Source organism: Streptomyces sp. B6B3 (genome assembly GCF_039871525.1).
Lineage (GTDB): Bacteria > Actinomycetota > Actinomycetes > Streptomycetales > Streptomycetaceae > Streptomyces.
The window spans coordinates 91251-114019 of the sequence record NZ_JBDPLU010000022.1 but is presented as its reverse complement, the minus strand read 5'-3'; the positions used below and the strand labels follow the sequence as shown (position 1 = coordinate 114019).

Below are 22769 nucleotides of genomic sequence, written 5' to 3'. Positions count from 1 at the left end.
GCCTCTCCGGTCGTTGCTGTTTAAGCGGCGTTAACGCGCCTGGCGTGGACATGACGTGACGCGGGTAGAACGCTGCTACCAGTTCTCAATGCTCCTACCCCCACGGAAACTTGAGGAGACTCGATGAAGTTGCGCCGCATCGTGGCGGCGGCCGTCACCGCGGTCACCGCTTTCGGTGTCAGTGTCCTGGGCCCGTCGGCCCTGGCCCAGGACTCCCCCACGGCCGCGGGCGCGTACGTCGCCCTCGGCGACTCCTACTCATCCGGCGTCGGGGCCGGCAGCTACGACGACGCGAGCGGTGACTGCCGCCGCAGCAACGTCGCCTACCCGGTGCTGTGGGCCAACGCCAACGCCCCCTCCTCGTTCGACTTCACGGCCTGTTCGGGCGCGAGGACCACCGATGTGCTGAACAACCAGCTCGGCCCGCTGAACTCGAGCACCGCGCTGGTCAGCATCAGCATCGGCGGGAACGACGCCGGCTTCGCCGACGCCATGACGACCTGCGTGCTCGAGGGCGAGAGCGCCTGTGTGGCGCGGATCGCCGAGGCGAACGCGTACATCTCGAACACCCTGCCGGCACAGCTGGACGCGGTCTACTCGGCCATCCGCGACCGGGCGCCCAGCGCCCAGGTGGTGGTGCTGGGTTACCCGCGGATGTACGAGCTCGACGGCAGCTGCTGGGTGGGTCTCAGCGAGACGTCCAGGGCCGCGATCAACAGCGCCGCGGACAACCTCAGCGACGTGACCAGCAAGCGCGCCGCCGACCACGGATTCGCCTACGGCGACGTGCGGACCACGTTCACCGGACATGAGATCTGCTCGTCCGACGAATGGCTGCACAGCGTCACCTGGCCGATCAACGACTCCTACCACCCGACCGCCGACGGCCAGTCCGGGGGGTACTACCCCGTGCTGGAGGGCCTCGCCTGATCTCTGCCTGATCTCAGCCTGATCTCACGGAGCTTCGCTCACCGGCCGCCGTCCTCGTCCGCGTCGCCTCGCAGCGCCGTGGCCAGGGCGGCGGCCGGATCCTCCTCCGGCGGACCGGCGGGCCACCAGCGCCCGCCCTGCCGGCGGTACGGCCACCAGCGGCCGTCCGCGCCGCAGCGCAGTTGCGCGTCCGCGCCGACCAGGGTCCACCGTCCGTCGGCGCCGCGCAGCGCCGGCGGGGACTCCTCCTCCGACCACGCGTGGGCGAGCCGCTCGGCGGCCCAGACCGGCGCCGGAGCGTCGTCACCCTCCAGCACCGCGAGCGCCGCCCCGCCGCCGAACCCCCAGGCACGGGCGGCCATCTCCAGCTCCGTGTCGGTGCGCCCGCAGCCCTCGGCCAGCCGCCGCCGCAGCGGCGTGGGCGCACCGGCCGCCGCCAGCCGCGCCGCGTCCCGCCAGATCGCGCCCGGCCCGTCGGGGCCGCCCGGCCGCTCCGGGTCCGGATCGACCCGCGGTACGGGGCCGAGCTCCGCGGCGAGCAGGTCCCGCGCCCGGCGTGCGGCGTCGGCGGCGAGGAACTCCAGCGCGTCCACGTCGAGTCCGGGACCCGGCGGGACGCCGCCGCCCAGCGCCGGCGGCACGCCCGGCTCCGGCACCGGATCGGGCGGCGCGGGCAGCGGCACCACGCCCCGCCGATACGCCTCGACCGCCGGCACACCCGCCGGCTCCTCCGCCGCGCCGGGCCCGCGCCCGGCGCCCGCCGCGCCGTGCCGTTGCAGGTCCGCGAGCACGTCGTCCTCCGTGCGCCCCCGCAGCAGCAGGATCGCGAACGGTTCGGCGTCCAGCACCCGGGCCACCTGGTAGCTCAGCGCCGCGGTGTGCGCGCAGTGGTCCCATTCGCCGCAGTCGCATGTCGGCTCCAGATCACCGATGCCCGGCAGCAGTTCCACGCCGGCCGCCTCGGCGTCCTCGACGAGCGCCGGCGGCATGTCCCGGTCCAGTAGCGCCGCCAGGTGGCCGGCCTCGCGGGCGATGGTGGCCAGCAGCCGGTCCCATTCCGTGGCGTCCAGCCGGCGCAGCAGCACGTCGGCGCGGTGCGGCGTGCCGTCCGCGTCGCGCACCACGGCGGTCAGTCGGCCAGGACGCACCGAGACGGCGCCCACCGCACCCGACCGCGCCTGCCGGCGTCCCTGCTTCAGCCGCTGGCCGTCCAGCGCCGTGTCCTCCAGGGCCTTCAGCCAGCGTTGGCCCCACCAGGTGGTGGCGAACCCGCGCCCGGGCGCCGGCGGCGGCGCGGCGAAGACGCGTTCGGCGTCGTCCTCGTGGTCCGGGCGCTCCGGGCGCTCCGGGCGCTCCCGGTCCTCGCCCGACCGCAGCTGTTCGTCAGTCACGTCCGTCCCCCTCCCGCAGCTCGACCAGGCGCGCCAGCTCGGCGTCGGACAGCTCGGTGAGGGCGGCCTCCCCCGAGCCGAGCACCGCGTCGGCCAGCTCCTGCTTCCGCCGCAACAGCGCGGCGATCCGGTCCTCGACCGTGCCCTCCGCGACCAACCGGTGCACCTGCACCGGACGGTGCTGCCCGATGCGGTGCGCCCGGTCGGTGGCCTGCGCCTCGACGGCCGGGTTCCACCAGCGGTCGAAGTGCATCACGTGCTCGGCGCGGGTGAGGTTCAGGCCGGTGCCGGCGGCCCTGAGCGAGAGGAGGAACACCGGCGCCTCGCCCGCGGTGAACCGCGCCACCAGTTCCTCCCTGCGGGCCACCGGCGTCCCGCCGTGCAGCAGCAGGCTGGCCACCCCGCGCGCCGCGAGATGGTCCCGCAGCAGCCGCGCCATCCGCACGTACTGGGTGAACACCAGGACGCTCGCGCCCTCGGCCACGATCGCGTCCAGCAGTTCGTCGAACAGCGCCAGCTTCCCGGAACGCCCGGTCAGCCGGGGGCTGTCCTCCTTGAGGTACTGCGCCGGATGGTTGCAGATCTGCTTGAGCGAGGTGAGCAGCTTGACCACCAGGCCGCGACGGGCCACCCCGTCGGCGTCCGCGACGGCGGCCAGGCCCTCGCGGACCACCGCCTCGTACAGGCCCGCCTGTTCGGGGGTCAGCGCCACCGCGTGGTCGGTCTCGGTCTTCGGCGGGAGCTCCGGGGCGATGCCGGGATCCGACTTGCGCCGGCGCAGCACGAACGGGCTGATCAGTCGGGCCAGCCGGCGGGTGGCCGCCGGGTCCGCGCGGCCCTCGGCGGCGTCGGCGTACCGGCGACGGAAGGTGCCGAGCCGCCCCAGCAGTCCCGGGGTGGTCCAGTCGAGGATCGCCCAGAGCTCCGACAGGTTGTTCTCCACCGGTGTGCCGGTCAGCGCGACCCGGGCCCTGGCCGGGACGGCGCGCAACTGGCGGGCGGTGTCGGAGGCGTGGTTCTTGACATGCTGAGCCTCGTCGGCGACCACCAGGGACCAGTCGGCCGCGCCGGCCAGCAGTGTCGCGTCGCGCCGCATGGTCCCGTAGGTGGTCAGCACGAACCCGCCGCCCTCGGGGCCGGCCAGCCCGGTCAGCTCCCGGTCGGGGCCGTGGTGGCGGCGGGTCGGGGTGCCCGGCGCGAACCGGGCGATCTCCCGCTGCCAGTTGCCGATCAACGAGGCCGGGCAGACCACGAGCGTGGGGCCCGCGGTGTCCGGGTCGCGCTGCCGGTGCAGGTGCAGCGCGATCAGCGTGACGGTCTTGCCCAGGCCCATCTCGTCGGCGAGGCAGCCACCGAGGCCGAGCGAGGTCATCCGGTGCAACCAGTCGAGGCCCCGCAGCTGGTAGTCGCGCAGGGTGGCGGCGAGACCGGGGGGCGGGGTCACGGGCTCGGGGTCGGCGCGTTCCGGGTCGGCCAGCCGGTCGCGCAGCGCGGCGAGCCAGCCGCCGGCGCGCACCTCGACGCGTTCCCCGTCGTCCTCGGTGCTGCCGGCGAGAGCGGCGCCCAGCGCCTCGGCCGCCGACAGGGTGCGATCCCGACGGCCGACGGCGCGGCGCACCTGCTCCGGGTCCACCAGCACCCAGCTGTCCCGCAGCCGCACCACGGGACGGCCCGCCTCGGCCAGCCGGTCCAGCTCCTCGCGGCTCAACGCGGCGTCGCCGATCGCGAACCGCCAGCTGAAGCGGAGCAGCGCGTCGGGTCCGAGCAACGACGGCGGGCCGGCGCCCGGTGGTCCGCCCGCGGGCCCGCCCACCTCGCCCCGCGTGGTCAGCGAGCGGACCAGTCCCCGCGGCCAGTGCACCCGGAGCCCGGCGGACGAAAGCGCCCGGAGGACGGGGGCGCCGAGCAGCTCCGCGATGTCCTCCTCGGCGAGGTCCACGGCGTCCGGGACGGCGGCGGACAGCAGCGGGCCGAGCGCGTCCCAGGCCGCGGCCGCGCGGCGGAGCGCCAGCAGCGCGTCGGCACGGGCCCGCGGGCCGAAGGCGCCGGCGGGGTCGCCGGCCGACCAGAGCTCGGCGGCGTCCACCACCACGGTCGGGTCGGTCAGGCTGTGCGCCTGGAGCACGGCGCGGAACCGGGTCGGCCTCCCGTCGGGCTCGGCCGGGGCGTCGGCCGGATCCGGCGCGGCAGAGCGCGGTTCCTCGGCGAGTATCTCCACCCGCAACGACAGCTGGACGCCCGCGTCGTGCCCGGCCGCGACGCCCTCCGCCCAGGGGCGGTGCTCCGGCACCGGGCGCACGGGCCGGGCACCGGCCGGGGCGGCGAAGGCCGGCCCGCCGGCGGCCAGCGCGGCGGCCGGGGTGCGCGGCAGGCCGTCGGCGACGGCGTCCAGGAAGGCGCGCAGCAGCCGTTCGGGACGGGGGAGCAGCGGCACCCCCGCGGTGGCGTCCGGCAGCGGCGCGGCGTGTGCCTGCGCGGGCATGGCCGCGGCCAGCTCGCCGATTCGTTCCGCGTCGGCCGCGTCCAACGGGGCAAGCCGCCAGGCGTCGTGGTCCCCGGGGCTGAGCCCGGGCAACAGCCGGCCGCGGGCTGCCAGTTGCAGGGCCAGCACGGCGGCGGCGCCCCAGTAGGCGGCGGCCGGATGGCCGCCCGCCGCCCGGGCCCGGGTGAGCACCGGCAGGGCCTCGCGCACCGGCCGCACGACGGCGGGCACGGAGCGGACGGCGACCGAACCGTCCGCGTCGGGCAGCGCGACGTCGAGCGGCTCGGTGTCCCCCTCCGGCGTCGTCTCCGGATGCCAGAAGGCCACGCGGGACGCGCGCGGCGGGTCGGCCGGCAGGAAGACGGCCGCGCAGCCCGCGAGGGCGACGGGCCGACCGGGCGGCGGATCGGCGGGAGCGGCGTGGTCCGCGGGATCGGTGACTGGGGAGGCGGGCGGGACGGATGGGGCCGGGCTCACGGTCACGGTGCGGCTGCGCTCCTCAAACTTGACTAGTCGCGGCAGCGGCCGAGGGTACCCCACCGTGGCACCGTTCAGGAAAGGTCCGCCGAGCGGAAGGGGGTATACCCCCGTGTTCGGGAGGCCCTGGATACACCCCGTTCCGGGTGCTGTGGCCATGGCGCGGGTGTGGCGGTGGGCCTTACGGTCTGGGGGACCACATCGTCGATCGCCGGAGTCGCCATGTCCCACGCCCCCGTCGCCCTTGACCCGCCGCCGTCCAGGAACTCCGGCGGTGTCGCCGAGGAGGCGCCGGCTTCGGATGCCTTCGCCCCGCTCCTGCGGCAGATCAGGGGACAACGGCTGCTGGACCGGCGCACCGGCTGGTACACGGCGAGCATCTCCCTCAACGCGCTCGCGCTGGCCGGTGTGGTCGGCGCGCTGCTGATGGTCGGCGACTCCTGGTGGGCGCTCGTGCTCGCCGTGCCGTTCGCGATCCTCTCCGCCCGCACGGGCTTCATAGGACACGACGCCGGCCACTCCCAGATCAGCGCATCCCGACGCACCAACCGGCTCCTCGGGCTGATCCACGGCAACCTGCTCCTCGGCATGAGTTCCGCCTGGTGGAACGACAAGCACAACCGGCACCACGCCAACCCCAACCACCTGGACAAGGACCCGGACGTCGGCGAGGGCGTGCTGGTGTGGACCCAGGCCCAGGCCGAGCGGCGCGCGGGCATGGCCCGCTGGCTCACCCGCAACCAGGCGTGGCTGTTCTTCCCGCTGCTCACGCTGGAGGGCATAGCGCTGAAGGTGGCGAGCGTGCGGATGGTCGCCGCGTCGGCGGACTGGGACCGCAACGGCCGGGCCCGCGCCACCGAGGCGGTGCTGCTCGCCGCCCACCACGTGGGCTACGTGGCGCTGCTGACCGCGGCGCTGTCGCCGGGCCGAGCGGTGGTCTTCGCGCTGGTGCACCACGCCCTCTTCGGCCTCCACCTCGGCGCCGTCTTCGCCCCGAACCACAAGGGCATGGAGATGCCCGACCCGGACGGCGAGCGCTGGGGCCATCTGCGGAAGCAGGTCCTGACCTCGCGCAACGTGCGCGGCGGCTGGCTGACCGACTGGCTGATGGGCGGCCTGAACTACCAGATTGAGCACCACCTCTTCCCGAGCATGCCCCGCCCGCACCTGCGGCTGGCCCGGCCACTGGTCCGGCACTACTGCCGCGTCGCCGACGTCCGCTACACCGAGACCGGGCTGCTGGACTCGTACCGGCTGGCGCTGCGGCACATGCACGAGGTCGGGGCGCCGCTGCGCTGAGTCGGGCCTTCCGCCCGTTCCCACTGGTTCCGGACGGAACGGAGGACACTGGAGAGACGTTCACCGGATGCGGCGGTCGTCGTCGCGACAGGGAGGTAGGAGCATGTCTCGTGGTGCGAAGATCGGCATCGCCGCCGTGGGTGCCGGCCTGGTGCTGTGGATCCTGACGAACTTCTGGATCGCCGCGCTCGTGATGCTGGGCATTCCGGTCGCCGCGTACCTGACGCTCGACCGTTCGCAGCGCCGCCGGCTGCGCCGGGTGGGCCGCCGGGAGCTGGGTCGCTGACCCGCCGTCCCGGCGCCCCGCCGGCACCCCACCCCACCCGAGGTGGCTGACCTGAGGAAACGGTACGGTCGCTTCCGGATAGCGGTACGGCAGAAATGGTTGCCGACGGCCCGTTACTGGGGAAGGCTGACACAGCAGTCGCCTTACGGAGAAGGGGGAGCTGGGGATGGCACTGGGTACCACGCTCGACTGGTTGCTGGACGACCTGGCCCAACGCGTGTCCCGGGTGCGGCACGTCCTGCTGCTGTCGAGCGACGGGCTGGTCACCTCGGTGAGCCGGGGCCTGCCGCGCAGCAGCGCCGAGCATCTGGCCGCCGTGGCCTCCGGGCTGCACAGCCTGGCCAACGGGGTGGGCGAGCACTTCAAGTGCGGGGACGTCCGGCAGACGATGATCGAGTTCGACGACGGGGTGCTCTTCGTGACCGCCGCGGGGGACGGCAGTTGCCTGTGCGTCCTCACCGGATCGGACGCCGACATCGGGCAGGTCGGGTACGAGATGACCCTCCTGGTGAACAAGGTGGGGGAGCACATGGGACTGGCGGCCCGCGAGCCCCGCTGAGCACCGAGCGCGTCCGTTCGTCACGCTGAGTTGCCATCACGGGGTTGCTGCGGCTAGAGTGACTACTTAGAGTCATTTTCCCGTTGCGAGGAGTCATCCCATGGCATCGCTCGACACCACCCTCCGCCCCGTCCCTCCCGTCACCGCCGCCACCGCCGCCACCGCCGAACATCTCCCGGACACCGTCTCGGCACCCCGCGCGGCCCGAGCGCTCGGCCTCTCCCGCCGGCAGCTCGACGTCGCCGTGCGGCTCGGCCTCGTCGCCACCGAGGCGACCGACGTGCCCTGGCTCCGACGAGTGTCCTGGGCCGAGATCGAGCGGCTCCGCGCCGACCCCGGGTTCCCCGTCCCGCTGCGGGACCAGGCCCTCCTGGTCAACGCCACCGAGGGCGCGGACATGCTGGGCGTCACGCCCGCCCGCTTCGCCCGGCTCGCCCGCGGCGGCTGCCTGGCCCCGCTCAGCCTCTACCCGCACCGCGGCGCCTTCGTCTGGCGCTACCCGGCCATCGAGCTGCGGACGTTCGCCGAGCGCCACCCCGAGCTGCTGAGCGGGCCGGTGCCCGAGGCCCTGCGGTCGCTGCTCCGCGAGGGCGCCGACTGGCGGCCCCGACGCTGGCGCGCCCGGCACACCGGGCTGCTCGCCGCACAGGCCCGGTCGCCGTGGGAGCGGGCCGCGGTGCCGGCCGCCGTCCTCCACCCGCGCGCCCTCCGGGCGCTCGTCCCCGACCAGCACGAGCGGGCCCTGCTGCGCCGCCTCCGCCCGCCGCTCTGCGACACCAGGGAGGAGGCCGCCCGGGAGGTGCTGCCCGCCACGGACCCGGACGAGACCCGGTGGTACGGCACCGCGCTGACCCTGGCCCTCCGGGACGCCCGCCGGGTCCGACCCGGCCCGCTGCCACCTCCCCGGATCAGCCCGCACCGGGCCCTCAGAACTGGCCGACGTCCGTGAGGTGAACCACCGCCCGGCCCTCGGCGGCCGACGCCGTGAGATCGATCTCGGCGGAGAAGCCCCAGTCGTGGTCTCCCGCCGGATCGGCGAAGGTCTGCCGCGCCCGCCACAGGCCGTCCTCCGGCCGCTCCTCGATCTGCAGCAGCCGCGGCCCCCTGGCGTCGGGTCCGGTGCCCAGCTCGTCGTACTCGGCCCAGTAGCCGGCCATCGCCTCGTCCCACGCGTCGGCGTCCCAACCCGCCTCGCCGTCCAGCTCGCCGAGCTCGTCGACGCGCCCCAGGGCCGCCAGCTCCACCCGGCGGAACAGGGCGTTCCGCACCAGCACCCGGAACGCCCGGGCGTTCGCGGTCACCGGCGTCACCTGGTCGGCCCGCTCCCTGGCCTCCTCCGCGTCCTCGACCTCCGGATTGGCCAGCTGCTCCCACTCGTCCAGCAGGCTGGAGTCCACCTGCCGGACCATCTCGCCCAGCCAGGCCGTGATGTCCTGCAGGTCCTCCGACTTCAGGTCCTCCGGCACGGTGTGCTCCAGCGTCTTGTAGGCGCCGGCCAGATAGCGCAGCACGATGCCCTCTGTGCGCGCCAGCTCGTAGTGCGAGACGAACTCCGAGAAGGTCATCGCCCGCTCGTACATGTCGCGGATCACGGACTTCGGCGACAGCGGATGGTCCCCGACCCACGGGTGGCTCTTCCGGTACAGGCCGTAGGCGTGGAAGAGCAGATCCTCCAGCGGCCGGGGATAGCCGACGTCCGTCAGCCGCTCCATCCGCTCCTCGTACTCGATGCCCTCGGCCTTCATCGCCGCCACCGCCTCCGCCCTGGCCCGGTTCTGCTGGGCCGCAAGGATCTGCCGGGGGTCGTCGAGCGTGGACTCCATCACCGACACCATGTCCAGGGCGTACGACGGGGACTGCGGGTCGAGCAGTTCGAAGGCCGCCAGCGCGAAGGTGGCCAGCGGCTGGTTGAGCGCGAAGTCCGCCTGGAGGTCCACGGTCAGCCGCACCCGCCGGCCCTGCTCGTCCGGGACGTCCAGCCGCTCGACGATGCCGCCGTCCAGCAGCGAGCGGTAGATCGCGATGGCCCGCCGGATGTGCCGCAACTGCTGGCGGCGCGGCTCGTGGTTGTCCTCCAGCAGCCGGCGCATCGCCTGGAACGGGTCGCCGGGACGCGCGATGACGGCCAGCAGCATGGCGTGCGTCACCCGGAAGCGGGAGGTCAGCGGCTCGGGCTCGGCCGCGATCAGCCGCTCGAAGGTGTTCTCCGACCAGTTCACGAAGCCCTCGGGCGGCTTCTTGCGCACCACCTTGCGGCGCTTCTTCGGATCGTCACCCGCCTTGGCCAGCGCCTTCTCGTTCTCCACCACGTGGTCCGGCGCCTGCGCCACCACGAAGCCCGACGTGTCGAAGCCCGCCCGGCCGGCCCGGCCCGCGATCTGGTGGAACTCCCGGGCCCGCAGCACCCGCACCCGGCTCCCGTCGTACTTGCTGAGCGCGGTGAAGAGCACCGTGCGGATCGGCACGTTGACCCCCACCCCCAGGGTGTCGGTGCCGCAGATCACCTTCAGCAGGCCCGCCTGCGCCAGCTTCTCCACCAGCCGCCGGTACTTCGGCAGCATCCCGGCGTGGTGCACCCCGATGCCGTGCCTGACGTACCGCGACAGGTTCCGGCCGAACCGGGTGGTGAACCGGAAGTTGCCGATCAACGCCGCGATCTCGTCCTTCTCCGCCCGGGTGCACATGTTGATGCTCGTCAGCGCCTGGGCCCGCTCCACCGCCTGCGCCTGCGTGAAGTGCACGATGTACACCGGCGCCTGCCGCGTCTCCAGCAGCTCGGTCAGCGTCTCGGTCAGCGAGGTCGTCCGGTACTCGTAGCTCAGCGGGACCGGGCGCGTCGCCGAGCGCACCACCGCCGTCGGCCGCCCGGTGCGCCGCGTCAGGTCCTCCTCGAAGCGCGCCACGTCGCCCAGCGTCGCCGACATCAGCACGAACTGCGCCTGGGGCAGCTCCAGCAGCGGGATCTGCCACGCCCAGCCCCGGTCCGGCTCGGCGTAGAAGTGGAACTCGTCCATCACCACCTGGCCGACGTCCGCCTCGGCCCCGTCCCGCAGCGCGATCGACGCCAGCACCTCCGCGGTGCAGCAGATCACCGGCGCGTCGGCGTTGACCGACGCGTCGCCCGTGAGCATCCCGACGTTCTCGGTGCCGAAAAGCTTGCACAGGTCGAAGAACTTCTCCGACACCAGCGCCTTGATCGGCGCCGTGTAGAAGGTGACCTTGTCCTCTGCCAACGCGGCGAAGTGCGCCCCGGCCGCGACCAGGGACTTCCCCGATCCGGTCGGGGTGGACAGGATGACGTTGGCCCCGGACACCACCTCGATCAGTGCCTCCTCCTGCGCCGGATACAGGGAGATGCCCTGTTCCGTGGCCCAGGACGAGAAGGCGTCGTAGAGGGCGTCGGGATCGCTGGCGGCAGGCATCTGATCGATAAGGGTCACGCCCCCATACTGCCCGCACTCCGCGACCATGCGGGAACCGGCCGGTCGCCCGCCGGTCCGGGGGCACTACGCTGTCCCGCCGTAGGGGAGTTGACACCGGGGTCGCGCGACGCGCCCGGCGAGACCTCGGCGGAGACACGAACTGAAGGGGGCGGGGCGCGGCCATGATGGGACCGGCACACTCACTGTCCGGAGCGATGGCCTGGCTGGGGGTGGGCGTCGCCATGGCGTACGCGGACCACCCCATGCCCTGGCCCGTGCTCGTCGTCGGCACGCTGATCTGCGCGGGCGCCGCCCTGGCCCCCGACCTGGACCAGCCGTCCGCGACGATCTCCCGCGCCTTCGGCCCCGCCTCGAAGCTGCTGTGCAAGGTCCTCTGCGAGATATCCGCCGCCGTCTACAACGCCACCAGGAGCCGGAGCGAGCGCCGCCGGGCGGGCGGCCACCGCACCCTCACCCACACCTGGCTGTGGGCGGTGCTGGTCGGCGCCGGCTTCGGCTTCGCCGCGGTCGCCTGGGGCCGCTGGGCGGTGCTGGTCACCCTCTTCATCCACATGGTGCTCGCCGTCGAGGGCCTGCTCTGGCGCATGGCCCGTGTCTCCAGCGACATCCTCGTCTGGCTGCTCGGCGCCACCAGCGCGTGGATGCTGGCGGCCGTGCTCGACGAGCCGGGCAACGGCGCGAACTGGCTCTTCGCGGACCACCCCTACCTGTGGATCGGCCTGCCCATCGTGCTCGGGTCCGTGGTGCACACCCTCGGCGACTCGATCACCATCTCCGGCTGCCCGATGCTGTGGCCGCTGCCGATCGCCGGCAAGCGCTGGTACCCGCTGGGCACCCCCCGGTTCATGCGCTTCCGGGCCGGCGCCTGGGTGGAGACCCGGGTGCTGATGCCCGGCTTCATGATCCTCGGGGCCGCCGGCGGGGTCGGCGCGGTGGTCCTGGCCGCCTGACCCCGCGGCGAAACCCCACCGAACGACCAGGAGCGGAACGCGGGGTCGGCGCCTCGTCCGGGCCCCGGTGGGCGGTCGGCGAGGACGCCGTCCACCTGACGGCGCGGCGGTCGTGGACGCCCTGTCACCTCGCCGAGCCCGAGCGGGCCCTGACGGAGGCGCGGGCCGCGCCCGGGCCGGCCACGCGTCGCGTCCACCCGCCGGCCGCGGAGCGCCGACCCAGGGAACGCGCCCCGGCGCCCCCGCCGGCAGCCGTTTCACCCGAACGAGGACGACACGCGGAGACGACCGGGCGGGGGCGGGGGCGGGGGAGCCGCCCCCGCCCCCCACGCCGTCAGCCGTGCCAGGACCGCCACAGCGCCGCGTACGCGCCGTCGGCCGCCACCAGCTCGTCGTGGCTGCCCAACTCGCTGATCCGGCCGTCCTCCACCACCGCGATGACATCCGCGTCGTGCGCCGTGTGCAGCCGGTGCGCGATGGCGATCACCGTCCGACCCCGCAGCACCCGCGCCAGCGAGCGCTCCAGATGCCGAGCCGCCCGCGGGTCCAGCAACGACGTCGCCTCGTCCAGCACCAGCGTGTGCGGATCCGCCAGCACCAGCCGGGCCAGCGCGATCTGCTGCGCCTGGGCCGGACTCACCGTCAGCCCGCCGGAACCCACCTCCGTGTCCAGGCCGTCGGGCAGCCCGCGCGCCCACTCGGCCGCGTCGACCGCGCCCAGCGCCGCCCACAGCTCGGCGTCCTCCGCGTCCTCCCTGGCCAGCAGCAGGTTGTCGCGCAACGGCCCCACGAAGACGTGGTGCTCCTGGTTCACCAGCGCCACCTGCTCCCGCACCCGCTCCGCGGGCATGCCCGCCAGCCGCGCGCCGCCCAGGGTGATCTCGCCGCGCCGCGGCGCGTAGATCCCGGCCAGCAGCCGGCCCAACGTCGACTTCCCCGCGCCCGAGGGGCCGACCAGCGCCACCCGGGTCCCCGGCGAGACGTCCAGCGACACGCCGTGCAGCACGTCGGTGTCCGCCAGATAGCCGAACCGCACCTCACGGGCCGTCAGATCACGGCCGTCCGGGCGCAGCGCGCCGTCCCCGTCGTCGTCCTCGATCTCCCGCACCCCGACCAGCCGGGCGAGCGACACCTGCGCCACCTGCAGCTCGTCGAACCAGCGCACGATCATCCCCACCGGCTCGATCATCATCTGCGCCAGCAGCGCACCGGTCGTCAGCTCGCCAACCGTCAGCCAGCCCTCCAGCGCGAACCAACCCCCCAGGATCAGCACGCCGCCCAGAATCGTCGCGTGGTAGAGGTTGATCGTCGGGATCAGCACCGAGCGCAGCCAGAGCGTGTAGCGCTCCCACGCGGTCCACTCCCGCACCCGGCGGTCGGACAGCGCGATCCGCTCCCCGTCCAGCCGGTGCGCCTCGATCGTCCGGCCGGCGTCCACCGTCTCCGCCAGCACCGCCGCCACCGCCGCGTAACCCGCCGCCTCCGAGCGATAGCCCGCCGGAGCCCGGCGGAAGTACCACAGGCAGCCGGTCAGCAGCACGGGCACCGCGATCAGCACGGCGAGCCCCAACGGCGGCGCCGTCACCACGATGCCGCCCAGTAGCAGGCCGGCCCACACCACGCCGATGGCCAGCTGCGGCACCGCCTCCCGCATCGCCTGCGCGAGCCGGTCGATGTCCGTGTTGATCCGCGCCAGCAGGTCGCCCGTGCCGGCCCGCTCCAGCACCCCCGGCGGCAGTCCCACCGACCGCACCAGGAAGTCCTCGCGCAGGTCGGCCAGCATCCGCTCGCCCAGGGTGGCCCCGCGCACCCGCACCAGCCGCACGAAGAACGCCTGCACCGCCAACGCCACCGCGAACAGCGCGACGGTGCGGCCCAGATGCAGCTCCCGTGCCCCGGAGGACAGGTCCTCGATGACCCGGCCGAGCAGGTACGGGCCCACCATGGAGGCCACCACCGCCACCGCGTTGACGGCGACCAACGCCAGGAAGGCGCCGCGGTGCCGGCGCAGCAGGTCCCGCACGTAGGCGCGCACGGTGGCCCGGCCGGCCACCGGCAGCCGCGTCGCGTGCTCTCCGGTGGCCGGGTCGTACTCCGGCGGACGGACGCCGATCATGCCGTCTCCTCGGCGTAGTAGGCGGGTGAGGAAGGGGTGGACTCCGCGACGTCCGAGCCGGGAAGCCCGGCGTCCGGCTCGTCCGGCTCGTCGGGCTCCCGGGTCACGATGGACCGGTAGCCCGGGGCCGACCGCAGCAGCGTCCGGTGCGGTCCGGACGCGACGGCCCGGCCGTCGCGCACGAACACCACCTCGTCGGCGAGGTCGAGCAGCAGCGGGCTGGAGGTGAACACCACGGTGGTGCGCCCCGACCGCAACGTCCGCACGGCCCGGGCGACCCGCGCCTCGGTGTGCGAGTCCACCGCCGAGGTCGGCTCGTCCAGCACCAGCACCTCAGGATCGGTGACGAGCGACCTGGCCAGCGCCAGCCGCTGCCGCTGCCCGCCGGACAGCGAACGCCCCCGCTCCGTGATCCGGGTCCGCATCGGGTCGCCGCTCGCGTCCGGCGCCGCCTGAGCGAGCGCCGCCAGCACGTCCTGACACTGCGCGGTGGCCAGCGCCTCGTCGGCCGACACCCGACCGGACGCCGGCACGGCGAGCAGTTCCAGCAGCGTCCCTGACAGCAGCACCGGATCCTTGTCCTGGACCAGCACGGCCGTCCTGGCTGCCACCAGCGGCACCCCGTCCAGCGCCACGCCCCCCAGCCGCGCCGACGGCTCGCCCCGGGAGTCGGGCGCGTGCCCGCCCAGCCGCGCGGCGAGCCGCTCGGCCGCGTCCGGATCACCGCACACCACCGCCGTCAGCCGTCCGGATCCGGCCCGCAGCCCGGTGGCCGGGTCCCACAGGTCGCCGCCGAGCGGCCGGTCCGCGCCGCCGGTCGGCCCGTCGCCGGGCCGCTGCTCGCGGCGCAGGCCCAGCACCCGCACCGCGCGTTTGGCCGACGGCCGGGAGAAGGTGAACGCCATCGCCGCCTCCTGGAACAGCCGCAGCGGGAAGAGCAGGAAGGTGACCGCCCCGTAGACGGTGACCAACTCTCCGGCCGAGATCCGCCCGTCCTGCGCCAGCCCGGCGCCCTGCCACACCACGGCGACCAGCAGCAGTCCCGGCATCACCACCTGGATGGCGTCGATCAGCGCCCACATCCGGGCGCTGTGCACCGACGCCGCGCGGACCTCCTGGGACGCCCGCCGGTAGCGGTCGAGGAACAGTTCCTCGCCGCCGATACCGCGCAGCACCCGCAGCCCCGCCACCGTGTCCGAGGCCAGCGCGGTGGCCCGCCCGGACTTGGCGCGTTCGCGGTCCGCCCGTCGGGTGGCGGCGGGCAGCAGCGGGAACATGCTCAGCAACACCGCCGCGATGCCCACCAGCACCAGCACGCCCAGCCGGGGTTCGTAGACGACCAGCCCGACGCACACCCCGAAGGCGACCAGCGCGGCGGCCGCGAACCGGGAGAACGACTCCACGAACCAGCCGATCTTCTCCACGTCGCCGGTGGACACCTTCACCACCTCGCCGGCCGCGACCTGACGGGTGAGCACGCCGCCCAGCGTGGCCGTGCGCCGGGCCAGCAACTGCTGCACCCGGGCCGCCGCGGTGATCCAGTTGGTGACCGCGGTGCGGTGCAACATGGCGTCCGCCCCCGCCATCACCAGGGCGACGGCGAGCATCAGCAGGCCGGTGACCGCCAGGTCCCGCCCGGAGTCGTCGACCACCGCCTGTACCGCGAACCCGAGCAGCACGGGCAGCGTCGCGACGCACGCCATGTGCAGCGTGCCCCAGCCCAGGGACCGGGCCTGACCGCCGAGCTGGCGGCGGAAGAGCCACACGAGGAACCGGAATCCGGAGCGTACGTCGGGCTCTCCGGGGTCGGCGTGCGGAAGATCTCGGATCTGCATGACATCCCAGAGTCAGTACGGGCGAGGGGAGGGTGTCGAACTGGTCAACCTGGCTAGAGTCACGGTCCGAGGTGCCGAATTTCAACGGGTTTTTCCGGACCCGGTCCGGGCGCGCCCGCCGCGTCGGCCAACCCCACCCGGCACCTCCCGGCCAGCACACCGCCGGTTTCCGGCCAACCCGCTCCGGATGGCGGTAGAAAGGACGCATGCGCCCGCGCCCGGGGGAGGTGCTGCACTTCTCCCACGACCCCGACATCCCCGTCTTCGTCCCCCACGTCGCCCCGACCAGCCGGGAGTCACGCCCCTACGTCTGGCCCGTCGACGGCAGCCGGTCGCCCGACTACTGGTTTCCCCGCGCGTGCCCGCGCGCTATGGCCTGGCTGGTGCCCGGTACCACCGAGGAGGACCGGCTCCGCATCCTGGGACCCGGCGGGGGCACCCGGGTGCACGCGATCGAACACGGCTGGCTCGCGGCGCTGGTCAGCACCCGGCTCTTCGCCTACCGGCTGCCGGCCGCGCCGTTCCGACCCATCGGCGAACCGGTGCCGAACGCGATGGTGGCGACGGAACCGGTCACCCCGCTCGGCCCCGCTGAGCCGGTGGATGACCTGCTCACGTTGCACCGCGAGGCCGGCATCCAACTGCGCGTGCTGGACAACCTCTGGGAGTTCTGGGACGCGGTGGTCGACAGCACCCTGGGCTTCAGCGGCATCCGACTGCGCAACGCCCGGCCGCGTCCGCCGACGCGCTCCGTCTGAACGCGACTTCAAACCCCGAAACCTGGGGCGCCTCTCAGTCAGCCATTCACCGCGCTCCGCTTCATCCCGTGCACCTCTGCGCGGCGCTGTGGCACGCCTGGCGCCGCCCCCGTTTGAAAAAAGGAACGCACGAGGTGTTGACCGGATCGATACGCGCCCCCACTATGAGGCTATCCACCGGGTGGGAGCGCTCCCACTTAGCCGCACGGCGCACCGCCCGGCGGTGGCTCGTATCCGAGAGAGAAGGATCGAGAAGGGCCACAACCATGCCACCCCCCCAAGGCATCCCCATCGCGCCGTGCCTCTCATGGCCCGGCGCGCGGCAGTCGGCAGGTGACTGTCGCGGTGAACCCGCCGACGCCTCATCCGCCGAGCCACACGAGACGGAGCACCCGCGCGGCGAGGACCGCCGACCGATGCTCTGGAAGTGGCTCAGGGAGGCCAACCAACACAGCGCGTTCAACCGGCGAAGCCGGGGAACCAACCTGTGACACCGCGGCGGAGGGTCGCCACCCCCTTCGCCGGCTCGGCCCACCCGAGCGTTGTTCCCCCGTCTCCCGCCGCGAAGTAGCCGCTCCGGGCCCTCGTGTCGAGGGTTGGTCGGCGGGCTGACGGGTCGCCGCTTCGACTCTGTCAGGGACGACCAGGACTGAGGCGGAGCCCGTCCCGGATGGCTGTGTGCCGACATTTCCCGAAGCCATCCGGGACGGGTGTGGCGTGGTTGGACGATTCCTGTTTGAAGATAAAACGGTCCAAGTCATTGACGAGGGCATGACGCCATCGCACCATGTGCAGTGCCGCCGTCGGGTGGGAGCGCTCCCAGTACGGACTGCCGAGCCGCCCCTCGGGGACCGAGGCAGTCACCACCCGACGGCGGTCTCCGTATCCCAGCGGAAACCGAGGAACGAAAAGGGCCTGCAACCATGTCACCCCCCAAGACAGCGAGACACTCGTTAAGACCCCCGCCCGCAGCGCGCCGTCGGCGCCGCCGCGTGTCGCTCGCCGCGCTCCTCGGCGCGGCGACGATCGCCGGCGGTCTGCTGGTGCCGGGTGCGACGGGCGGAGCCGAGGCGCAGGAATCCCAGTTCAACTACGCCGAGGCCCTGCAGAAGTCGATGTTCTTCTACGAGGCACAGCGCTCCGGGGCACTCCCGGACGACAACCGCGTCAGCTGGCGCGGGGACTCCGCGCTCGACGACGGCGCGGACGTCGGCCTGGACCTGACCGGCGGCTGGTACGACGCCGGCGACCACGTCAAGTTCGGCCTGCCGATGGCCTCCGCCGCCACCATCCTGGCCTGGGGTGGGCTGGCCGCCGCCGACGGCTACGAGCAGTCGGGTCAGCTGACCTACCTCAAGGACAACCTGCGCTGGGTGAACGACTACTTCATCCGGGCGCACCCCGAGCCCGACGTGCTCTACGCCCAGGTCGGGGACGGCGACGCCGACCACAAGTGGTGGGGTCCGGCCGAGGTGATGCCGATGGAACGCCCGGCCTACCGGGTGGACGCCGGCTGCCCCGGATCCGACGTGGCCGCCGAGACCGCCGCCGCCATGGCCTCCTCGTCGATGCTCTTCGCCGAGGACGACCCGTCGTACGCCGCCACCCTGGTGCGTCACGCGGAGCAGCTGTACGCCTTCGCCGACGAGCACCGGGGCGTCTACTCCGACTGCGTGCCGGCCGGATCGTTCTACCGTTCGCACTCCGGCTACCAGGACGAGCTCGTCTGGGGCGCCTACTGGCTGTACAAGGCCACCGGCGACGCGGCGTACCTCGACAAGGCGGTCACCGAGTACGACGAGCTGAACACCGAACAGCAGACCGACACCCGCAGCTACCGCTGGACGATCTCCTGGGATGACAAGTCCTACGGGGCCTACGCCCTGCTGGCCATGGAGACCGGCGAGGAGCGGTACGTGCAGGACGCCAACCGCTGGCTCGACTTCTGGACCAGCGGCGTCAACGGACAGCAGGTGCGCTACTCGCCCGGCGGCCAGGCGGTCCTGGACTCCTGGGGATCGCTGCGCTACGCCGCCAACACGGCCTTCGTGGCCCTGGTCTACTCGGACTGGCTGTCCGGAACCGACGCGGAACGCGCCGCCCGCTACCAGGACTTCGGCCAGTCCCAGATCGACTACGCGCTGGGCGACAACCCCCGCCAGTCCAGCTACGTCGTCGGATTCGGCGAGAACCCGCCGACCGAGCCGCACCACCGCACCGCCCACGGCTCCTGGACCGACCAGATCACCGCCCCGGAGGCCAACCGCCACGTGCTGTACGGCGCGCTCGTCGGCGGACCCTCGGCCCCCAACGACCAGTACACCGACGACCGGCAGGACTACGTGGCCAACGAGGTGGCCACGGACTACAACGCCGGCTTCTCCGGTGCCCTGGCCTATCTGGCCGGACTGCACGGCGGCACCCCGCTGCCTGACTTCCCCCAGGCCGAGGAGCCCACCGACGCCGAGATCTACGTCGAGGCGTCGCGCAACGCCACGGGCTCGACCTTCACCGAGGTCAAGGCCACCGTCAGGAACACCTCGAGCTGGCCGGCCCGGGCGATCGAGGCCGGCACCCTCCGCTACTGGTTCACCCTCGACGAGGGCACGGACCCGGCGGCGATCACCCTCAGCTCGGGCTACAGCGAGTGCCCCGAACCACTGGGCGAGGTCCACCAGGCCCAGGGCTCGCTGTACTACCTGGAGCTCGACTGCGCCGGCAGGTCCATCTTCCCCGGTGGCCAGTCGCAGCACCGCGCCGAGGTGCAGTTCCGCATCGACGGCGGCGCCGGCTGGGACCCGTCCAACGACTGGTCCAACGAGGGACTCGGAGCGACCACCAGCAGGACCCCGCACATCACCCTGTACGACGACGGTGAACTGGTATGGGGCGAGGAGCCCGGAACGGAGGCGTCATCATGAGCGACACCCTGTACTCGCCCGCGGGACACAGCGACGAGCGGAGCGCCGCGCGGCGCGACGTGAGCGACCGGACCAGGTCCGGCCTGTCGCAGACCGCGGCGCGCGCCCTCGCCGTGCTGCGCATCATCACCGGCTCCATCTTCCTGTGGGCGTTCCTGGACAAGACCTTCGGCCTGGGCTACGCCACCGACGCCGAGAACGCCTGGGTGGAAGGCCACTCGCCGGCCGAGGGCTACCTCGCCTCGGTCGCCACCGGGCCGCTGGAGTCCACGTTCCACGACTGGGCCGGACAGACCTGGGTCGACTGGGTCTACATGCTCGGCATGCTCGGGCTCGGCCTCTCCCTGGTCACCGGCGTGGCGCTGCGGGTCGCGGCCCTGGGCGGCACGCTGATGATGCTCTTCCTGTGGGCTGGTGAGTTCCCGCCCGCCCAGCACCTGTCCGACGGTTCCCCGAGCATGTCCACCAACCCCCTGGTGGACCAGCACATCGTCTACGCCGGCGCCATGATCGCGTTGGCCGTCTGCTCGGCCGGCCGGGTCTGGGGCCTCGGCCGGGTATGGGAACGCCTCCCGCTGGTCAGCCGCCACACCTGGCTGCGCTGATCCGGCGACCCCGAGGACCGCGGGTGCGCGGGGAGTGGGCGATGGCCTCCCCGTGCACCCGCTTCAACCTCCGGAAGACCCCGGCGACCCTGCCCCCCGATCGCAGCGAACGATCTCTGCCCGGCCGGCGGCTCCCGGGGCCGGCATCCGGGCGGTGAGGGCCGGCGGTTACCGGTCCCACCTGCGACTAGACTGCGTCCGATGAGCGGCACCCCGAGAAACGCTTTCTGCGGAGCGAGGCCATGACCCCCGCCGATCCGGCACCCGGCGCCCCCGCGACCCTCCGGGACGTCGCCGAGCGGGCCGGTGTGTCGATGGCCACCGTCTCCCGGGTGCTCGCGGACAACTATCCCGTCGCCCAGCGGACCCGGCAGCGGGTGCTGCGCGCCATCCGGGAGCTGGACTACGTCGCGAACACCCACGCCCGCGCGCTCCGCGGCCGCGGCACCCCGACCGTCGCCTTCGTGCTGAACGACGTGCGCGGCGCCTCGTTCGCCCAGGTCGCGCACGGCGTGGAGGAGGAGGCCGCGCGCCGCGGCCGGATCTGCCTGATCTGCACCACCCAGGGCGACCCCGAGCGCGAGCTCTCGGTGGTGCGCACCATGCGCGAACAGGGCGCCGGCGCGGTGATCCTCATCGGCGGGGTGGTGGACGACGCGGCCTACCGGGAGCAGATGACCGGCATCGCGCACTCGCTGGACGCCTCCGGATCCCGGCTGGTGCTCTGCGGCCGGCCGCCGCTCGGCCCCGACGTCCCCGCCACCTGCGTCGAGTACGACAACGAGGGCGGCGCCTACGCGGTGGTCAGCCGCCTGCTCGCCCAGGGACACCGGCGGATCCTCTTCCTCGGCGCCGACGCCGAGGGCACCACCACGGTCGCCGGCCGGATGGCCGGGTACCGCAGGGCCCTGGCCGACTACGACGCGCCGGCCGAGGAGGGCCTGGTGCAGCGCGCCGACTTCAACCGGGCCGACGCCTACGAGCGGCTGCGCGGCCGGATCCGCCAGGGCGTCGACTTCACGGCGGTCTTCGCCGTCACCGACATCGCCGCCGCGGGTGCGCTGGCCGCGCTCACCGACTCCGGGCTCACCGTCCCGGACGACGTCTCCCTCGTCGGGTACGACGACGTGGACCCGGCCACCGACCTGCGCCCGCAGCTGACCACCGTGCACGTGCCGTACGAGGAGTTGGGGCGGACGGCGGTCCGGCTGGCGCTCGGGCTCCGGGAGGGTGAGTCGTCCTCGGCCGAGCAGCACGCCCTGCTCGGTACCCACGTGGTGATCCGCGACTCCACGGCGCCGGCCCCCGTGGCCCGCTGACCCCTCGCGGCCCGACCCGCGACCGCACAGGGTCCCGCGCCCTAGGCTGACCGCCGTGTCCGAACTCATCCGCCTCCGCTCGTTGTCCGCCGAACTCGCCGCCCTGCGCTCCGGCGCGCTGAGCGCGACCGACGCCGTCGCCCGGAGCTGTGACCGCATCGAGGCCGTGGACGAGCTGGTCCGCGCGTTCCTTCCCGAGCCGGGTCGCCGCGAGCGGCTCGCCGCCCGGACGGCGACGCTCACGGCCGACGCGCCCCCGCCCGCCGACCGGCCGCCGCTGTACGGCGTCCCGGTGGCCGTCAAGGACATCGTGCACGTCGCGGGGCTGCCGACCCGGGCCGGCTCCCGGCTGCCCGCCGAGGCGCTCGCCGGCCCGCAGGCCCCCGTCGTGGACCGGCTGGTCGAGGCCGGGGCGGTGGTCGTGGGCAAGACCGTCACCGCCGAGTTCGCCGTCGTCGCCCCCGGCCCGACCCGCAACCCGCGCCGGCCCGCCCACACCCCCGGCGGATCGAGCAGCGGTTCGGCGGCTGCCGTCGCCGCCGGCATGGTGCCGCTGGCCCTCGGCACCCAGACCATCGGGTCGGTGGTGCGGCCCGCCGCCTACTGCGGGGTCACCGGGTACAAGCCCAGCCACGGCCGCGTGCCGGGCGCCGGGGTGATAGCCAACGCCCCGACCTTCGACACCGTCGGCGTCTTCACCGCCACGCCGCTGGACCTCCTGCCGGCCGCCGCCGTGCTGCTGGACGACTGGCGCCCGCCGTCCGCGCCCCCGACCGGGCCGCCCGTGCTCGGCGTCCCCGACGCCGCCTACCTCCGGCACGCCGACGACGCGGCGCTGGCCCATTTCGAGCGCCAGCTCGAGACGCTGGAACGACGCGGCTTCGCCGTGCGGCGCACCGGTTTCCTGGCCGACTTCGACGCGGTCCGGGCGGACCAGTTCGTCATCAACCGCTTCGAGCTGGCCCGCGGCCACCGCGCCTGGTTCGCGGCCCACGCCCCGCTGTACCGCCCGGAGACCGCGGCGGCGATCCGCGAGGGACAGCCGATCGAGCCCGCGGCGTACGAGGCCGCGCTCCGCGCCCGCGCCGCGCTCCGCGCGCGGCTCGCCGAGACGACGGCCGAACACGGCGTCGACGTGTGGGTCGCCCCCGCCGCCACCGGACCGGCGCCGCGCGGCCTCGGCAGCACCGGGAACCCGGTGATGTCCCTGCCCTGGAGCTACCTCGGCGCCCCGGCGCTGTCGTTCCCGGCCGGCCGCTTCCCGGACGGGCTGCCCGCCGGGTTGCAGTGCGCGGGCCCGGTGGGCGGCGACGAGGACCTCCTGCCGCGCGCCGCCGCCGTGGCGGACGCCCTCACCCGCCACCCCGGATCCGGCCGCCCGCCTGGCTAACCCTGTCG

The 22769-nt window shown here is 74.0% G+C and carries 16 protein-coding genes; 11 read left to right on the top strand and 5 right to left on the bottom strand.

Translation table 11 applies throughout. The features are described 5' to 3' along the window. Positions 1 to 123: 123 nt before the first annotated feature. Complete coding sequence (locus ABGB06_RS32655; protein ID WP_347596705.1) at positions 124 to 930, top strand: SGNH/GDSL hydrolase family protein; 807 nt, start codon at positions 124 to 126, stop codon at positions 928 to 930. Between the two features lie 38 nt (positions 931 to 968). Here the strand turns inward: ABGB06_RS32655 and ABGB06_RS32650 are convergent, their stop codons facing one another. Both ABGB06_RS32650 and ABGB06_RS32645 read right to left on the bottom strand, forming a co-directional pair. Then, complete coding sequence (locus ABGB06_RS32650) at positions 969 to 2321, bottom strand: SWF or SNF family helicase (RefSeq protein WP_347596702.1); 1353 nt, start codon at positions 2319 to 2321, stop codon at positions 969 to 971. Continuing rightward, a complete protein-coding gene (locus tag ABGB06_RS32645; RefSeq protein ID WP_347596801.1) occupies positions 2314 to 5280 on the bottom strand; it encodes a DEAD/DEAH box helicase in 2967 nt (988 codons plus the stop codon). Before ABGB06_RS32645 ends, ABGB06_RS32650 begins: the two co-directional genes overlap by 8 nt. A gap of 222 nt (positions 5281 to 5502) precedes the next feature. On the opposite strand from ABGB06_RS32645, the gene ABGB06_RS32640 reads away from it, so the two are divergent. The 4 genes from ABGB06_RS32640 to ABGB06_RS32625 all read left to right on the top strand — a co-directional run bounded on the left by ABGB06_RS32640 (position 5503) and on the right by ABGB06_RS32625 (position 8373). Further along, complete coding sequence (locus tag ABGB06_RS32640; protein WP_347596699.1) at positions 5503 to 6579, top strand: acyl-CoA desaturase; 1077 nt, start codon at positions 5503 to 5505, stop codon at positions 6577 to 6579. 103 nt (positions 6580 to 6682) lie between these two features. Further along, complete coding sequence (locus ABGB06_RS32635) at positions 6683 to 6865, top strand: hypothetical protein (RefSeq protein WP_347596696.1); 183 nt, start codon at positions 6683 to 6685, stop codon at positions 6863 to 6865. A 166-nt stretch (positions 6866 to 7031) separates the two neighbouring features. Beyond that, complete coding sequence (locus tag ABGB06_RS32630; protein WP_347596693.1) at positions 7032 to 7424, top strand: roadblock/LC7 domain-containing protein; 393 nt, start codon at positions 7032 to 7034, stop codon at positions 7422 to 7424. 100 nt (positions 7425 to 7524) lie between these two features. Further along, complete coding sequence (locus tag ABGB06_RS32625; RefSeq protein ID WP_347596690.1) at positions 7525 to 8373, top strand: DUF6397 family protein; 849 nt, start codon at positions 7525 to 7527, stop codon at positions 8371 to 8373. On the opposite strand, the gene ABGB06_RS32620 is transcribed toward ABGB06_RS32625, so the two are convergent. Next, complete coding sequence (locus ABGB06_RS32620; RefSeq protein ID WP_347596687.1) at positions 8351 to 10864, bottom strand: DUF3516 domain-containing protein; 2514 nt, start codon at positions 10862 to 10864, stop codon at positions 8351 to 8353. The two genes, ABGB06_RS32625 and ABGB06_RS32620, sit on opposite strands and share 23 nt — an antisense overlap. Positions 10865 to 11028: 164 nt before the next feature. Between ABGB06_RS32620 and ABGB06_RS32615 the strand changes: the two genes are divergently transcribed. Continuing rightward, positions 11029 to 11817 carry a metal-dependent hydrolase gene (locus ABGB06_RS32615; protein WP_347596684.1) on the top strand — a complete coding sequence of 263 codons (789 nt, stop codon included), beginning with the start codon at positions 11029 to 11031 and terminating at the stop codon, positions 11815 to 11817. A 334-nt stretch (positions 11818 to 12151) separates the two neighbouring features. Here ABGB06_RS32615 and ABGB06_RS32610 read toward each other — a convergent pair whose 3' ends face one another. Together ABGB06_RS32610 and ABGB06_RS32605 are read right to left on the bottom strand one after the other, a co-directional pair. Then, positions 12152 to 13933 (bottom strand): ABC transporter ATP-binding protein, encoded by a 1782-nt coding sequence (locus tag ABGB06_RS32610; protein WP_347596681.1) that lies wholly within the window; start codon positions 13931 to 13933, stop codon positions 12152 to 12154. Then, positions 13930 to 15768: an ABC transporter ATP-binding protein gene (locus ABGB06_RS32605; protein WP_347596678.1), complete on the bottom strand. Its 1839-nt coding sequence runs from the start codon at positions 15766 to 15768 to the stop codon at positions 13930 to 13932. The genes ABGB06_RS32610 and ABGB06_RS32605 overlap by 4 nt, the downstream gene beginning before the upstream one ends. 206 nt (positions 15769 to 15974) lie before the next feature. Between ABGB06_RS32605 and ABGB06_RS32600 the strand changes: the two genes are divergently transcribed. The 5 genes from ABGB06_RS32600 (at position 15975) to ABGB06_RS32580 (ending at position 22761) form a co-directional block, all read left to right on the top strand. Then, the gene (locus ABGB06_RS32600; protein WP_347596675.1) at positions 15975 to 16526 is read left to right on the top strand and encodes a DUF6886 family protein; all 552 of its coding nucleotides are present in this window, start codon (positions 15975 to 15977) and stop codon (positions 16524 to 16526) included. A 992-nt stretch (positions 16527 to 17518) separates the two neighbouring features. Further along, positions 17519 to 19447, top strand: a complete 1929-nt coding sequence (locus ABGB06_RS32595; protein WP_347596672.1) for a glycoside hydrolase family 9 protein — start codon at positions 17519 to 17521, stop codon at positions 19445 to 19447. Further along, the gene (locus ABGB06_RS32590) at positions 19444 to 20052 is read left to right on the top strand and encodes a hypothetical protein (RefSeq protein WP_347596670.1); all 609 of its coding nucleotides are present in this window, start codon (positions 19444 to 19446) and stop codon (positions 20050 to 20052) included. Before ABGB06_RS32595 ends, ABGB06_RS32590 begins: the two co-directional genes overlap by 4 nt. Before the next feature lie 242 nt (positions 20053 to 20294). Further along, complete coding sequence (locus tag ABGB06_RS32585) at positions 20295 to 21371, top strand: LacI family DNA-binding transcriptional regulator (protein WP_347596668.1); 1077 nt, start codon at positions 20295 to 20297, stop codon at positions 21369 to 21371. Between the two features lie 55 nt (positions 21372 to 21426). Continuing rightward, positions 21427 to 22761: an amidase gene (locus ABGB06_RS32580; protein ID WP_347596666.1), complete on the top strand. Its 1335-nt coding sequence runs from the start codon at positions 21427 to 21429 to the stop codon at positions 22759 to 22761. Positions 22762 to 22769: the final 8 nt, after the last annotated feature.

Excerpts from the sequence above, each read along its gene's own strand:
- ABGB06_RS32655 (WP_347596705.1), top strand. The coding sequence starts at position 124 with ATGAAGTTGCGCCGCATCGTGGCGGCGGCCGTCACCGCGGTCACCGCT.
- ABGB06_RS32640 (WP_347596699.1), top strand. The coding sequence starts at position 5,503 with ATGTCCCACGCCCCCGTCGCCCTTGACCCGCCGCCGTCCAGGAACTCC.
- ABGB06_RS32635 (WP_347596696.1), top strand. The coding sequence starts at position 6,683 with ATGTCTCGTGGTGCGAAGATCGGCATCGCCGCCGTGGGTGCCGGCCTG.
- ABGB06_RS32630 (WP_347596693.1), top strand. The coding sequence starts at position 7,032 with ATGGCACTGGGTACCACGCTCGACTGGTTGCTGGACGACCTGGCCCAA.
- ABGB06_RS32625 (WP_347596690.1), top strand. The coding sequence starts at position 7,525 with ATGGCATCGCTCGACACCACCCTCCGCCCCGTCCCTCCCGTCACCGCC.
- ABGB06_RS32615 (WP_347596684.1), top strand. The coding sequence starts at position 11,029 with ATGATGGGACCGGCACACTCACTGTCCGGAGCGATGGCCTGGCTGGGG.
- ABGB06_RS32610 (WP_347596681.1), bottom strand. The coding sequence starts at position 13,933 with ATGATCGGCGTCCGTCCGCCGGAGTACGACCCGGCCACCGGAGAGCAC.
- ABGB06_RS32605 (WP_347596678.1), bottom strand. The coding sequence starts at position 15,768 with ATGCAGATCCGAGATCTTCCGCACGCCGACCCCGGAGAGCCCGACGTA.
- ABGB06_RS32600 (WP_347596675.1), top strand. The coding sequence starts at position 15,975 with ATGCGCCCGCGCCCGGGGGAGGTGCTGCACTTCTCCCACGACCCCGAC.
- ABGB06_RS32590 (WP_347596670.1), top strand. The coding sequence starts at position 19,444 with ATGAGCGACACCCTGTACTCGCCCGCGGGACACAGCGACGAGCGGAGC.
- ABGB06_RS32585 (WP_347596668.1), top strand. The coding sequence starts at position 20,295 with ATGACCCCCGCCGATCCGGCACCCGGCGCCCCCGCGACCCTCCGGGAC.